Source organism: Brevibacillus brevis, assembly GCF_001039275.2.
Taxonomy (GTDB): Bacteria; Bacillota; Bacilli; order Brevibacillales; family Brevibacillaceae; genus Brevibacillus; species Brevibacillus brevis_C.
Genome location: NZ_CP030117.1, coordinates 1,430,053 through 1,443,386, shown reverse-complemented (window position 1 = coordinate 1,443,386; position 13,334 = coordinate 1,430,053). Strand labels below are relative to the sequence as shown.

Annotated in this window: 13 protein-coding genes; 3 read left to right on the top strand and 10 right to left on the bottom strand. The window is 47.6% G+C overall.

Features of this window, described 5'->3' with window-relative positions; all coding sequences use genetic code 11:
• Nucleotides 1-36: 36 nt before the first annotated feature.
• From AB432_RS07475 to polA, 4 genes are read right to left on the bottom strand one after another with little or no spacing between them, the layout of a single operon-like run.
• Nucleotides 37-600 carry a lytic transglycosylase domain-containing protein gene (locus AB432_RS07475; protein WP_048031721.1) on the bottom strand — a complete coding sequence of 188 codons (564 nt, stop codon included), beginning with the start codon at nucleotides 598-600 and terminating at the stop codon, nucleotides 37-39.
• Nucleotides 597-1,205, bottom strand: coding sequence for a dephospho-CoA kinase (gene coaE, locus AB432_RS07470; RefSeq protein WP_048031720.1), 609 nt, complete (start codon nucleotides 1,203-1,205; stop codon nucleotides 597-599). The genes AB432_RS07475 and coaE overlap by 4 nt, the downstream gene beginning before the upstream one ends.
• Nucleotides 1,206-1,223: 18 nt before the next feature.
• On the bottom strand, nucleotides 1,224-2,054 hold the full coding sequence (gene mutM, locus AB432_RS07465) for a DNA-formamidopyrimidine glycosylase (protein WP_048031719.1): 831 nt from the start codon (nucleotides 2,052-2,054) through the stop codon (nucleotides 1,224-1,226).
• Nucleotides 2,055-2,102: 48 nt separating this feature from the next.
• A complete protein-coding gene (gene polA, locus AB432_RS07460; protein ID WP_048031718.1) occupies nucleotides 2,103-4,751 on the bottom strand; it encodes a DNA polymerase I in 2,649 nt (882 codons plus the stop codon).
• 141 nt (nucleotides 4,752-4,892) lie between these two features.
• Between polA and AB432_RS07455 the strand changes: the two genes are divergently transcribed.
• Entirely contained in the window at nucleotides 4,893-5,675 is a 783-nt protein-coding gene (locus tag AB432_RS07455) for a divergent polysaccharide deacetylase family protein (RefSeq protein WP_235617636.1), read from the top strand.
• On the opposite strand, the gene AB432_RS07450 is transcribed toward AB432_RS07455, so the two are convergent.
• The gene (locus AB432_RS07450; protein WP_048031716.1) at nucleotides 5,646-6,389 is read right to left on the bottom strand and encodes an N-acetylmuramoyl-L-alanine amidase family protein; all 744 of its coding nucleotides are present in this window, start codon (nucleotides 6,387-6,389) and stop codon (nucleotides 5,646-5,648) included. The two genes, AB432_RS07455 and AB432_RS07450, sit on opposite strands and share 30 nt — an antisense overlap.
• Before the next feature lie 130 nt (nucleotides 6,390-6,519).
• On the opposite strand from AB432_RS07450, the gene AB432_RS07445 reads away from it, so the two are divergent.
• Complete coding sequence (locus AB432_RS07445; protein WP_048031715.1) at nucleotides 6,520-7,464, top strand: DMT family transporter; 945 nt, start codon at nucleotides 6,520-6,522, stop codon at nucleotides 7,462-7,464.
• Nucleotides 7,427-7,567 (top strand): hypothetical protein, encoded by a 141-nt coding sequence (locus AB432_RS30460; protein WP_162630221.1) that lies wholly within the window; start codon nucleotides 7,427-7,429, stop codon nucleotides 7,565-7,567. Before AB432_RS07445 ends, AB432_RS30460 begins: the two co-directional genes overlap by 38 nt.
• Before the next feature lie 62 nt (nucleotides 7,568-7,629).
• Here AB432_RS30460 and AB432_RS07440 read toward each other — a convergent pair whose 3' ends face one another.
• From AB432_RS07440 to AB432_RS07415, 5 genes are all read right to left on the bottom strand, one after another.
• On the bottom strand, nucleotides 7,630-9,204 hold the full coding sequence (locus AB432_RS07440) for a DHA2 family efflux MFS transporter permease subunit (protein ID WP_048031714.1): 1,575 nt from the start codon (nucleotides 9,202-9,204) through the stop codon (nucleotides 7,630-7,632).
• Nucleotides 9,205-9,219: 15 nt separating this feature from the next.
• On the bottom strand, nucleotides 9,220-10,449 hold the full coding sequence (locus AB432_RS07435; protein WP_048031713.1) for an efflux RND transporter periplasmic adaptor subunit: 1,230 nt from the start codon (nucleotides 10,447-10,449) through the stop codon (nucleotides 9,220-9,222).
• Nucleotides 10,450-10,455: 6 nt separating this feature from the next.
• Nucleotides 10,456-11,115: an HlyD family secretion protein gene (locus AB432_RS07430; RefSeq protein WP_048031712.1), complete on the bottom strand. Its 660-nt coding sequence runs from the start codon at nucleotides 11,113-11,115 to the stop codon at nucleotides 10,456-10,458.
• A gap of 9 nt (nucleotides 11,116-11,124) precedes the next feature.
• Nucleotides 11,125-11,553 (bottom strand): MarR family winged helix-turn-helix transcriptional regulator, encoded by a 429-nt coding sequence (locus tag AB432_RS07425; protein ID WP_012685124.1) that lies wholly within the window; start codon nucleotides 11,551-11,553, stop codon nucleotides 11,125-11,127.
• 592 nt (nucleotides 11,554-12,145) lie between these two features.
• Nucleotides 12,146-13,135 (bottom strand): hypothetical protein, encoded by a 990-nt coding sequence (locus AB432_RS07415; RefSeq protein ID WP_048031711.1) that lies wholly within the window; start codon nucleotides 13,133-13,135, stop codon nucleotides 12,146-12,148.
• Nucleotides 13,136-13,334: the final 199 nt, after the last annotated feature.

Sequence of the window (13,334 nt, the reverse complement as noted above, 5' to 3'; positions counted from 1 at the left end):
CTCTCTTATCAGTAAGAAAGCGGCTTTTCATGATTTTTAACGTAATTGAAAGTCGTATATATTTTTATAACGATCATGATAATAGAGCACTCGCTGGACATATTGACGGGTCTCCCCATATGGAATGTCCTCAATTGTGTCTCGAGATCCGTTCCATTGCTCACTCGCGAGCCATCCGTTTACTTTGCCCGGACCGGCATTGTAGGCGGCAATGACTTTGACGATATCGCCATCATAGCGGGACAGCAAAAAATCGAGATACCATGTCCCAATCTCGATGTTCATGATAGGGTCGTACAAGTATTCGCTGTCCTTTGGACGGAAGCCTGCCTCCTTGACGATCCACTGCGCTGTATCCGGCATGATTTGCATGAGCCCGACCGCACCTTTTTTCGATACGCGATCTGTCGCAAACCCACTCTCGGAACGAATGACGGCCAATACCAAATGAGGGTCCACCTCATATTTTAGTGCAGTAGTCACAATCTGTTGCTCATATTTGATCGGGTACATCCATTTCCACACCACTGGCGTGTTTAGCAGCAGAAATACACTCGCCAAAACGAGCAGGATCAATGCTGCACGCTTGCCAAAACTCATGATTGACGCTCCGATCGAATCGCGGCCAATACGGCCTCCACTTGACGCTCGGTTTCTTCACGCGAACCAGAATTATCGATCAAAAAGTCTGCGCCTTGCTTCTTCTGATCAATGGGAAACTGCGCCCGCAGTCTTTTTCGTGCTTGTTCTTCTTCCAATTCGTCGCGCTCCAGCATTCTCGCCAATTGCATCTCGTAGGGCGCATAGACGACCACGATTTTTTCTACCATATGTGTAAGCTTGCTTTCATACAGCAGAGGGATGTCCATAAAGACGATCTCGGCTCCATTCGCTTCTGCTGCTTCGGCCTCTTCCCGCATGACGCGGCGTACCTCGGGATGGACGATGGCGTTCAGCTTTTGGCGCTCGGACTCGTCCGAAAACACGATTTCACCTAGTTTTTTCCGATCAATTTGACCATCTTCCAATAGGATTTCTCTTCCAAAATGGCGCACGATCGCTTCATAGGCCAGTTTACCTGGTTCTACGACCTCTCTGGCGATTTGGTCAGCGTCAATGACAGGAATTCCGCGCTCTCGAAGCATACCTGTCACTGTGCTTTTCCCAGTGGCAATTCCGCCTGTTAACCCTAGTATCATGCCCATCCTCCTCCCTTGGTCGAACTACGATAACTTTTGGCAGTCCGGGCAAATATGCGTCCCTCTGCCGCCGACTACAAACCGAATGATTTCGGCCCCGCACTTGGTACACGACTCGTCTTTTCGTCCATAAACTAATAGAGATTGCTGGAACATACCCATCTCGCCTTGTCCGTTCACATACGACTTGATGGAGCTACCACCTTGTTCTACCGCTTCTTGCAAAGTAGAGACGATGCTTTCGTGCAGTCGGACAACTTCTTTATCTGTCAGCTTTCCTGCTGGTTTCTCCGGATGAATGCCTGCTTTAAAGAGTGACTCGTCCACATAAATATTCCCCAGTCCTACAATACATTCCTGGTTTAGGAGAAGCGGCTTAATTTTTGTTGACCGTCCTTTTAACAATTTCCCCAAAACTTCTGGAGTGAAACTTTTATCTAGCGGTTCTACCCCCAGTTTTGCCAAAGGTCCAACGGTTGTTTCCTTCCCCTTGGGGAACAAATCCATCGTCCCGAACTGGCGAACATCCCGATAACGCAGCTCCGTTCCGTCCGTAAAATGGAAGACGACATGGGTATGCTTCTCAACGGGATCATCCGCTTGATACACGCCATAGCGCCCTTCCATACGCAGATGGGACACGAGCACATCCTCGTTTAAGAAAAACTGAATGAATTTTGCCCGCCGTTGGATATCCTGAATGGTTTGTCCCACCAAGAGAGATTTGAAAGCTTCCACGTCATCTGGCTGACGCACAATACGCGCCAAATGAACACTTACTCTCTCAATCGTTTTTCCCATAACCAAGCCACGCAGAGTCCGTACGACGGTTTCTACCTCCGGCAATTCTGGCATGTGCCCTCCTCCTCTTGTTGTCTATCCATCTTTATGTTCTAGGCATGTCTACTTCGCATCGTACCAGGTACGTCCGTCACTGACGTCCACCTTGAGTGGCACATTGAGGGAAAGCGCACTCTCCATCACTTCTGGTACCAGCTTGCGCATGACTTCCAGCTCATTTTCTGGCACTTCAAATACAAGCTCATCGTGCACCTGCAAAAGCATGCGGCTAGCGAGACCTTTCTCCTCGATTGCCTCCTGCATGCGAATCATCGCCAGCTTGATCACATCGGCAGCAGTCCCCTGGATCGGCGTGTTCATCGCAGTACGCTCGGCAAACGAACGCAGGTTGAAGTTGCTGCTGCGAATATCAGGCAGGTAGCGACGGCGGTTCAACAAGGTCGTCACATAGCCATCCGCCTTCGCCTGTTGGACAATCTCCTCCATCCAGCGCTTCACACCGGAGAAGACATCAAAGTAACGTTCAATGAAGTCCCCGGCTTCTTTACGGGTAATATTGAGGTTTTGCGACAGACCGTAGTCGCTGATGCCATATACGATCCCGAAGTTGACCGCTTTTGCCTGACGGCGCATCAGCGAGGTCACTTCTTCCTCACTCACACCAAATACGTCCATAGCGGTGCGGGTATGAATATCCATTCCTTTTTGGAAGGCGTCAATCAAATTTTCGTCTTGCGAAATGTGGGCCAAAATCCGCAGCTCAATCTGGGAATAGTCGGCCGCCAGCATGTACCAGCCGTCCTCTGACGGGATAAACGCCTCGCGAATCTTGCGTCCTTCTTCCATGCGGATCGGGATATTTTGCAGATTCGGGTCCGTACTGGACAGGCGCCCTGTCGCCGTAGTCGCTTGGTTGTAAAGCGTATGCACCTTGCTCGTCTTCGTATGGATTTCCTTGGTCAAGCCCTCAATATACGTAGAGCGGAGCTTGCCGAGCTGACGGAAGGTCAGGATCGCATCGATGATCGGATGGTACGGGGCGAGCTTCTCCAATACATCTGCACTGGTAGAAGGTCCTGTTTTGGTCTTTTTCAGTACAGGCAGAGACAAGCGGTCAAACAAAATTTCACCCAATTGCTTCGGCGAGTTGATGTTGAATGCCCCACCCGCCAGCTCGTAAATCTGATCTGTCAGACCCGCGAGCTTTTGGTCCAAGTCTTCCCCCATTTGTACGAGGCGTTCACTGTTTACCTTCACGCCTTGCTTTTCCATGAGAGCCAGTACCATACTCAGCGGGGCTTCCAATTCGCCGAGCAGCTTTTCCATTTCGTTTTCCGCCAGCTGCTCGCGCAGTACAGGCACGCTCTGCCAGATGGCCGCCGCTTTATGTGCCACATGCTCGCTCAGCACGTCCATTTCAGGAACAAGACGTTTGGCACCCTTGCCGTACACCTCTTCATCTGACAGTACCCGTGTCTGTGCGTATTGGGCCGCAATGCTGTCCAGGGTCGGGTTGCTCTCAGCCGCATTCAGCAGGTAAGAAGCGAGGTACACATCAAAGCTGATGCCTTTTATCGCCAAATCATGCCAAGCGAGTCCTACCGTGTCTCGCTTGCCGTCAAATACCCACTTCTCCTTCGCCGGATCAGCCAGCCACTCACAGAGCACCTTCCACTCCTTGGCTACATCCCATGGAACGAACATCACCGTATCTTCCGCAGCCAGTCCAATTCCGAGGAATGGCGCATGGTGATAGTTTTCCCCATCCATTTCGATGTAAAGAGCCATTGGAGAAGTCAGCTTGGACTCGTACGCCGCTTTGTTTTCCTCTGAAATCATCTCAAATGAAAACGGCTTGGCGTCTGCTTGTCCGCTTCCATCTGCTGGCTGTGCCACTTTGATCTTGGACAAGAGCGATTTGAACTCCATCTTTTTAAAGAATTCGCTGAGAGGTACACCATCATAGCCTTCATAGCCAGTCTCTTGCACATCCAGCTCCACAGGCGCTTCACGCAAAATGGTTGCCAAGGCTTTACTCATGTTTGCCTTGTCTACATTCTCACGCAGGTTCTCTTGCAGCTTTTTACCCGAGACTTTATCGATGTTTTCCAGTACCTGCTCGACAGAGCCGTATTCGTGCAGCAGCTTCAGCGCTGTTTTTTCCCCGACACCTGGGACACCTGGAATGTTGTCGGACGAATCGCCCATCAAGCCTTTCAGATCAATTATTTGCAGCGGCTTAAGGCCGTACTTTTCGTTAATTTCTTGCGGAGTGTACAGCTCGATTTCGCTGACACCCTTGCGCGTCAAAGCGACGGATACATGCTCAGACACGAGCTGGAGCATATCTTTGTCTCCGGTAATGACAGTCGTTTTCCAAGCCTGCTCATCAGCCTGCTTCGTCAACGTACCGATAATGTCATCCGCCTCGTAGCCTTCCAGCTCGAAGCGTTTGATTGAGAAGGCATCCAACAGCTCCCGAATCAGTGGAAACTGTTCAGACAGCTCCGGCGGAGTTTTGCTGCGTCCCCCTTTGTACTCTGCATACTCGCTATGGCGAAACACGACTTTTCCCGCGTCAAAAGCAACCATGATATGCGTTGGCTTCATTTCCTCCAACACTTTTAACAGCATAGTCGTAAAGCCCAGCACTGCGTTCGTATGCAGTCCTGCCGATGTGGACAATAAAGGGAGCGCATAAAACGCCCGGTTCGCAACACTGTTTCCATCAATCAACACAAAATGACTCAAGGAATTCGACCCCTCTCGTTACAAAACTACTATCTTTAATCGTAACATAGGGCAAACATCAAAGCCAAGCTGTAGATATGGCGGGTAAAGCACAAGGTGATTGTACAGACTATGAAAAAAATGGACAAGGAAGGTGATCTTATGTATGGGAGGAAATTGATTCCGATCCTGCTCACGCTTTTTCTTTCCCTTGGGGCGATTCCAGTGACGGCTAACCCCAATCCAGCCCCCGCACCCGCTGTCAAAAAGCTGATGGCATTTGTCATTGATGACTTCGGGAACAACATGCAAGGGACGGAGGAAATATTATCGATGCCAGTCCCTCTGACCGTTGCCGTCATGCCGTTTCTTCCAAGCACGAAGCAGGATGCCGAGCTCGCCCATCAAAAAGGACATGATGTACTCGTTCACATGCCGATGGAGCCGATGAAAGGAAAACGCTCCTGGCTCGGTCCGGGAGCCATTACGGCTGATCTGTCTGACGATGAGATTCGCAGTCGTGTGGAAAAAGCGATTGACGATGTGCCACATGCGATTGGTATGAACAACCATATGGGCTCAAAAATAACGGCTGACGAGCGAATCATGCGCATCATCATGAAGGTCGTCAAGGAGCGTGGGCTCATTTACCTGGATAGCAAAACCACTGATAAAAGCGTAGCTGCGAAAATAGCGGCTGAAATGGGCGTGCCCCATGCAGTGAATCAAATTTTTCTCGATGACGTATACTCAGTCCCACATATTACAAAGCAAATGGAGCTCGTCTGCAAGCGAATCCACAATCATCCGATATGTATCGCGATAGGCCATGTTGGGCCTCCTGGCAAGAAAACAGCCTCCGTTCTGCGCCAGTACATCCCGCGAATTCAGAAGGAGGCCGAATTTGTAACCATTTCAAAGCTTATCCAGCAAACTGCCCATTAATTTTCGCCACCAGCTCTCCTTCACACGAGCCTCCGTTTTCAGATTTCCCGACAGCTTTACGTACTCGCTCACGGCTTCTGTAATGGCCTGAGCGATTTTTTCTTGTGCTTTGGGATTCGTTAACATTTCGCGGTCATGTGCATTGCTGATAAAACCCATCTCCACGATGACAGACGGACAGTAGTTGTGACGCAGCATGTAGTACGTCTTCCCCCTGACTGGCTGGTTGTTCGTCCCTGTCAGCTTGTTCAGCGAGTTTTGCAGCAGTTCTGCCAGCATATAGCTTTGTTCGGTATCTTGGTACAAAAGAATGGCACCCCGTCGCCGCGGATTAGACGCCCAGTTTACATGCAGGCTAAGCAACATTTGGGGACCGATCTCCTTTGCCAAATTCTTTCTCTGTGCCAAATCCCGAATATGCCTCGATCGGTTGTCCAACCACCGATTCTCATCGCTCAGTGCGATATCTTTGTTCCGATTCAAGGCCACCGTATAGCCAGCTTCTGTCAACTTTTGGTACAGTTGTTTGGCAATTTGCAGATTGATGTTCTTTTCGTACAAATCCCCATAAGAAGTTCCCGAATCTACGCCCCCATGACCAACATCAATCAAAATGTGAAATGGCGTGAGCGGCAATGCCTCGCTTCGCGTCGGGATACAGATGAGGATAAGTATGAAGGCAGCGATTCGGAAGATAGCCTGTAAGTTTCTCATGCCTGTAGGATAACCGGATTGAAAAGAAACCTTTCAGGTGGCAAGGTACACATAACATTGTGAATTTTTTAATCCAACTGTACAATTACAATAATGAACCATGACCTTACCCGCATAAGAAGGTGTACTAATGAATCAATCTTTGGAAAAACCGTTATTTCCCCCGTATTTGGCTCTCTTAATCGGGGTGATCGCCATTTCCTCTTCTGCAATCTTTGTAAAGCTATCGGATGCACCTGCTCCGATTATCGCTACGTATCGCCTGATTTTTTCCGTTCTCTTAACGCTTCCTTTTTTATTCTGGAATCGTGGTGCCATCGCAGAGATTGGAAAAATGTCCAAAAAAGTGTGGCTGCTCTGTATTTTATCCGGGGCCTTTTTGGCAAGCCACTTTCTGTTGTGGTTTGAATCGCTGAACTACACGTCAGTAGCCAGTTCTACGGTCCTCGTTACGTTGCAGCCATTATTTGCATTCATTGGCGGCTATTTCTTTTTTGGAGAAAAAGTTCGATTTCTGGCTCTATCCGGCGGCTTGCTGGCAATTGTGGGAAGCTTCGTGATTGGCTGGGGAGATTTTCAAGTAGGCGGCATGGCTTTATGGGGGGATTTCCTCGCATTGATGGGAGCTGTCACCGTGACGGGCTACTGGCTGGTCGGGCAGTACGTTCGCCAGCATCTGTCCTCCTTTGCCTACACACTCGTCGTTTATACAGCCACCAGCGTGATTCTGGTTGCCTATGATCTGGCTCTCGGGTATTCGCTCGTCGGTTACCCTGCGGCGGATTGGGGATGGTTCTTCTGTCTCGCCCTGTTCCCGACCTTGCTTGGACATTCTATTTTTAACTGGATCATTAAATGGCTCAATACGACGACGATATCTATGGGAATTTTGGGTGAACCGATCGGGACTGCGATTCTCGCTTACTTTATCTTGGGCGAAGTGGTAACGCCTCCCCAATGGATCGGTGGCTTGATCATTATCGCCGGCATTTATGTGTTCATTCGTTTTAACCAACCTGCTAAAGGAGTGTCCTCCATTGAACAAGCAACCGGAGAACCGAAAAAGCTTGCGTGAATTCGTCAAGGGACTGAGTATTTGGGCGAAGGTTGGCTGGACAATTCTTCTTGGCTATATCGTAGGACGGATTTTGTACTGGTTATTTAAAATGATGTCCTAACAGGCAAAAGGGGGCAATTCCTAGAAAGTCTTCGTTAAGACTTGCGGAATTGCCCCTGGCTATTAGGCTGTTGCCTTTTCGGTTGCTGGCACCTGTTGCGTTTTTTTCGGCTTTTTATGCAGGAAGTACAGAAGTGGAATCGAGAGGACAATAGGGATCACTGAGACGAGGAAAGTATCCCCGATGCCTTGGACCAACGATTCTTTTGCCATCATTCCGTACAAAATCGCACTGGCTCCCCCTGTCGCACTCGCGGCATCTACCCCTACTTGTGCATACATTCCTGAAATACCACTGATAAACTGCGTCGCCATATCCGTATTCAAGTTGTCAGAGATGGAAGCCATGTGGAAATTTTGACGCGCCTGCATGATCACTGTCAAAATCGCAATGGCAAACGAGCTCATGACCTGACGTAATACGTTGGACAGCGGAGAGGCATCCCCCACACTTGTACGCGGCACGGCGTTCATCCCTACGGTAGACAGCGTCATCATGCACAATCCGATTCCAATCCCGCGAATGGTCAAGATCATATCGATCCACGAGTGCATGCTGTCAGCAGATAGATTGTGCAGTTCAAACGTCGTGACGCTCATAATGGTCAAGCCGATCAATCCAATTGGTCCAATCCCGTATTTATCCATCAGCTTTCCGCTGATTGGCATCATGATCGCCATGGCAATCGATTGCGGCATCAGCAGGATTCCAGACTCCATAGCCGTCAATCCCTGAATGTTTTGGAGGAAAATCGGCATCAGGAAGATTCCGCCCATCATCCCCATCATGACGAAGCCCGAAGTCAAAATGCTGATAGTGAAGGTAGGAATCTTCAAAAGCCGCAGATCGAGCAGCGGAGTTTCTTTCCCCAGTTCCACCCAAACAAACAGGATCAAGCTCATCACGGCAATGAAAAACAGACTGACGATGAAAAAGGAGGTCCAGCCCTCTGCTTGCCCTTTACTTAAAGCGAGCAACAGCGTCCCGAAACCGACGATGGCAAGAAATGCTCCCAAAAAGTCGAACTTTAACTCTGGTTTTTTCGGTGTTTCCTTGAGCAGAACGATACTCATGATCACCGCAAAAATACCAAAGGGTACACCGACTAGAAAAAGAAATTGCCAGCTTAAAAATTCGATGAGATATCCACCCAATGTCGGGCCCAACGCCGGGGCAGTCATGGAAGCAATCCCGAATATCCCCAAGGCCATTCCGATCTTTTCACGTGGAACGATCATATAAATCATCGACATCCCGATTGGCATGATCATCCCCCCGCTGACACCTTGCACCACACGAAAGGCAATCAGCGAAGAGTCACTCCACGCCAAGGCACACAGAATGGACGAGAAAGTAAACGCAGATAAGGAGAGTACAAATATTTTTTTCGCCCCGAATTTGGCAGACAACGAGCCGCTCATGGGAATCATGACGGCGTTTGCCAGCATATATCCGGTCAATACCCACTGCATGGTCTCAGTAGTCGAACCAAAAATATTGACCATGGCAGGCAAGGCAACGTTAATCAAGCTATTGTTCAGAATCGCAACGAAGGTTCCTGAGAGGATGGCGAGAAGAGACAGCCACATGCCGCCGTTCCCGCCTTTCTCCTCCCGGTGTGCCACCGCTTCCGCCATGTGTCAACACCCCCGTTAGTTTGCGATCACCTTACTGCCCTCGGACAGTTTGTCTGTCGGGTTCAGTACAATTTGATCATTGTCTTTGACGCCATTCGTGACAGTTGTCCAGTCGCCGCTTGCGTTCTCCACCGCTACTTCCACCTGGTGTACAACGTTGTCGTTTACGGTATAGACGTAATGCTTGCTGTCCTTTTCCAGCACGGCTGACGTCGGCAATTTTGTTCCTGGTGTTGCCTGGCCTTGGAGCATGACCTCTGCTACCATCCCTGCGCGCAGCAAGCCGTCCTGATTATTTACCTTCACTTTGACTGGGAAAGAACTGCTGTTGGTATCCGAAATCGGAGAGACAAACTCAACGGTGCCTTTCAGCACCTTCCCACCGAGACTGCCTACCTTCACATCAACAGTAGAACCGACCTTCACTTGGTTGATTTGGGTTTCCGGTACGCTTGCTTCTACTTTGACATCTGCCATATTCACTAGCACCATGAGAGGTGTCCCGGCTGCTGCCATTTCTCCCGGATCAACCGAACGCTTGGCGACGATACCTGTGATTGGCGCACGAATAATGGTATTGTCATAATTGCTTTTCGCCAGCTCCAGATTGGAGCCCAAACGGCTTACTTCTGCTTGCAGAGCCGCTACCGTGTCCGCAGTTGGGCCTGCTTTTGCCAGATCGTATTGGGCTTGCGCTTGTTCAAGACCTGTGCGCGCCTTTTCCAATTCCAACGAAGATTTCTCCAGCTCAGCTTGGGACAATGCGCCTGCATCAAACAGTGCTTTCATCCGATTGTAGTTGCTCTCGACTACCTTCAGGCTGGCTTCTGCCTGCGTGACAATACTTCCAAGCTGCGTCAGCTGCTCATTGCGTGCACCTGCTTTCGTATCTCTCAGCTTTGCCTGAGCGCCTGAAATGGCTGCCTGTGCCTGATTGATCTGTTGCTGATAATCGGCTGCCTCCAGCGTGACCAGAACATCGCCTTGCTTGACGACTGCACCTTCTTTTACCTTCACGCTCGCTGCTTTTCCAGATACTTTAGAAACGACTTGGATCTCCTCAGATGCTGCCACCTTACCATTGGCAATGACGCCCGTAGAGGCAGAGGTCACCTTCCACGTCTTCACGACAGGGACATTCTCGCTCGTTTGCGATGCAGAAGATGTCTCGCTACAGCCCGACGCAATAAGCGAAACGGCCGCCATGACTGCAGCGATTGTTTTCCATTGTGCTGTCTTTTTCATGCTTGATTACATCTCCTTCACGTGCACTTTGATCTCGGCGTTCAGTCCGGCCACAAGGTCCAGACCTGCTGTGTCATCTATGGCGATTTTGATCGGGATACGCTGGGTTACCTTGGTGAAGTTCCCGCTCGTATTGGCCGCTGGCATCAATGAAAATGTAGAATTCGTCGCCTTTCCGATCTCCATCAGATGACCGCCCAATTTCTTACCTGGGTAAGCGTCAATCGTAAAATCGACTTTTTGGCCGAGTTTCAACCGTTCGATCTCAGTCTCTTCCAAATTGGCGGAGATGTACAATTTGCTTTCGTCAATCACGAGAGCTACCGATTGCCCTGTCGAAACAATCTCTCCCTCTTTTGCTTGCGTTTTAATCACGGTACCTGTAATAGGAGAACGCAACACGCTGTTTTCCAGCATCGTCGTTGCTACGTTAGTTGTATCTTGCTGCCCTACGATTTGGTCCGCTATAACGGTGTCGCCTTCTTTGACAGCGAGCCCGGTCAGTTTGCCTGTCATTTTTGGCATGACGCGATAAATGTCTCCCGCTATCCGAGCATCTTGTGTGGTCACATAATGCGCACCTTGATACCAATAGTAGTAACCGATTCCTCCACCACCTGCCACGAACAGGAGCAAAATGACATACAAAACCAGTTTTCGCTTCATGGTTTCTCCTCAACTTTCTCGTTCTTCTAGTTTCGCAATCAATGTTTCCATCGACTGAATAATGATGTCTAAATCCTCATCGGAAAATCCATGGAAAATACGCTTGTAAAAGTTCTCTGAGAAAAAATCAACCTTTGCGAACAGCTCGGAAATCTTCGGTGTTTTACGAATCCAGACAACACGCCGGTCATTCTCATCACGTACACGTTCTACGAGCTGTTCTCGTTCCAAACGATCTATGATGCCAGAAACGGTGCTGTACGATAAATCCACGGCTTTGCTTATCTGACCGATCGTTTTCGGATCAGGATGTATTTCTCGAATGACCATTAGCTGAGGGACAGTCACACCATATTGGGACAGTTCTTTTGTGGCCATTGTTCCAAATGTCTTGTTCAACCGTTTTAACAAGTCCCGAATATGCAGTGATTTATTCATAGCGCACTCCTTTCTTAAGTAATATTTCGTGTACGAAATTTATCACATGAAAACTATACGATGTTTTTTTATCCGTGGCAACTATTTCTTTAGGTTAAACTTTAACTAAGTAAGTAAAACGAATTTATGTAGATTAACCCTCATTCAGTTCTTTTTATAAAATAGTTAAGCGATCTATCCTCTGCGGAAAACCGAGAAGCGATCGCTCTAAAATGGATTATTAGTATAAAGGGTATTAAAGAATTGTCTAGGGAACCATTTTTGTCTTACATTTTAAGGTGTAAAAGAAGTGGAAAAAACGAACCAAAACAAGAGCATGGAGCCAATCCAGAGATTAGGTTTATAATCTTCATTTTTGACGATTTTATTAATAATCGAAATGAAATTTATAAAAAACCAAATTGCCAATATGGGATTAAACCAAAAAGCTATAGCACGAATATATTCTTCCAAAATTGTCACCTCACCGTTTTAACTTTATTATAACAATTAGTAAAATCGATACCTCTAGTCATTTTTTAAAAGAATAGAGTGTGTTTTAAATATACACAACAGCCCTCTGACAACTAGTATGCAAGAGGGCTGTACAATATTATTTACTGTCCTTACCAATTTCAAATGAGGTTTTCCATGACCATTTATCCCCGGTACCACTAAATTGATAACCTAGATACTTAAAATTTATGCTTATACCATCCAACGAATATGAATGAACATAAGCAGAAGCAAATTGTCCAGTTCGGCCCTTCTCGGAATCAGGTATCCGGACGACATCATTTAACCACCCCTCATGGATTCCATCATGTCGAGCTAGATCTACGTCAGCTTTTGTACCTAAAGGATTAGAATCATCAAAGTTACTTAAACCAATAGATATACCACCCATTGGATCACCATTTCCATTAAATGGTCTTACCACATATCTGCCATCCCTTGAAACTCCAGTAGTATGATTTTGCCATGTATTTGCTATGGTATCTACGAAGTAAAGCCACGGACGTGCACTCCACTCGAATTCTGTTAAATAGTGGTATTCCAATTCTCTCCCATTTCTAGATTTCCCCATATAAACAGCCATACTTGATCCGTAGAACTTACCATCTCTAACAGCCGAGGGAGTGATTGTTAATTGCTTGCCTGATTGTTGTGCAATTATCTCTACATCCTTTTGCCTAATTTTATCAACTTCATCGTTATTTTCATCAGTTACAATATGATCGTTTCCTTCTAAATCAGTATATATATGAACGAAATCCTCAATGGTTGTATCTACTTTTACACCACCCAGCCGAATAACGTCTTCTTGTAGTCCCTCGGGCATACGGTTAATTTCTTGTTCGGTAAAATGCATAAGTTCTAGAATTCTTCTCCTATCTTTTCGGGATAATTCCTCCGAATATTCAATCCCTTTTACCCGTCCATCATCAAAAACTGTTACCTCAAGATTTTCAATCTTAATGCTCTTAAAACCTATTTCATCAGAATTAAGATTACTTTCGTTCGCACTAATACTTAACGGTAAAAGACATGTTAGGGCAATAATCGTGACAAATGAGATAACTTTTTTCTTGAATGAAAGCATAACATTGACCTCCAATCTAATAGACTACTCCAAGATAATACAACAAATAGAAAATATTGTAAATTTTTCTATTTCAAGACTCCGTCACGAAGAGAAGAATATTTCCATACGTAGCGGCTACCACTTTTGCGTTTCCCCGCGAATCCCTTCGGAGCGGACAGTCTCAACCCTCAGCGGGACGGAGCCTGGAGCCTAGACT

Bases quoted from the DNA above. Each gene is read 5' to 3' on its own strand.
- AB432_RS07475 (WP_048031721.1), bottom strand. From the start codon at position 600: ATGAGTTTTGGCAAGCGTGCAGCATTGATCCTGCTCGTTTTGGCGAGT.
- coaE (WP_048031720.1), bottom strand. From the start codon at position 1,205: ATGGGCATGATACTAGGGTTAACAGGCGGAATTGCCACTGGGAAAAGC.
- mutM (WP_048031719.1), bottom strand. From the start codon at position 2,054: ATGCCAGAATTGCCGGAGGTAGAAACCGTCGTACGGACTCTGCGTGGC.
- AB432_RS07455 (WP_235617636.1), top strand. From the start codon at position 4,893: ATGTATGGGAGGAAATTGATTCCGATCCTGCTCACGCTTTTTCTTTCC.
- AB432_RS07450 (WP_048031716.1), bottom strand. From the start codon at position 6,389: ATGAGAAACTTACAGGCTATCTTCCGAATCGCTGCCTTCATACTTATC.
- AB432_RS07445 (WP_048031715.1), top strand. From the start codon at position 6,520: ATGAATCAATCTTTGGAAAAACCGTTATTTCCCCCGTATTTGGCTCTC.
- AB432_RS07440 (WP_048031714.1), bottom strand. From the start codon at position 9,204: ATGGCGGAAGCGGTGGCACACCGGGAGGAGAAAGGCGGGAACGGCGGC.
- AB432_RS07435 (WP_048031713.1), bottom strand. From the start codon at position 10,449: ATGAAAAAGACAGCACAATGGAAAACAATCGCTGCAGTCATGGCGGCC.
- AB432_RS07430 (WP_048031712.1), bottom strand. From the start codon at position 11,115: ATGAAGCGAAAACTGGTTTTGTATGTCATTTTGCTCCTGTTCGTGGCA.
- AB432_RS07425 (WP_012685124.1), bottom strand. From the start codon at position 11,553: ATGAATAAATCACTGCATATTCGGGACTTGTTAAAACGGTTGAACAAG.
- AB432_RS07415 (WP_048031711.1), bottom strand. From the start codon at position 13,135: ATGCTTTCATTCAAGAAAAAAGTTATCTCATTTGTCACGATTATTGCC.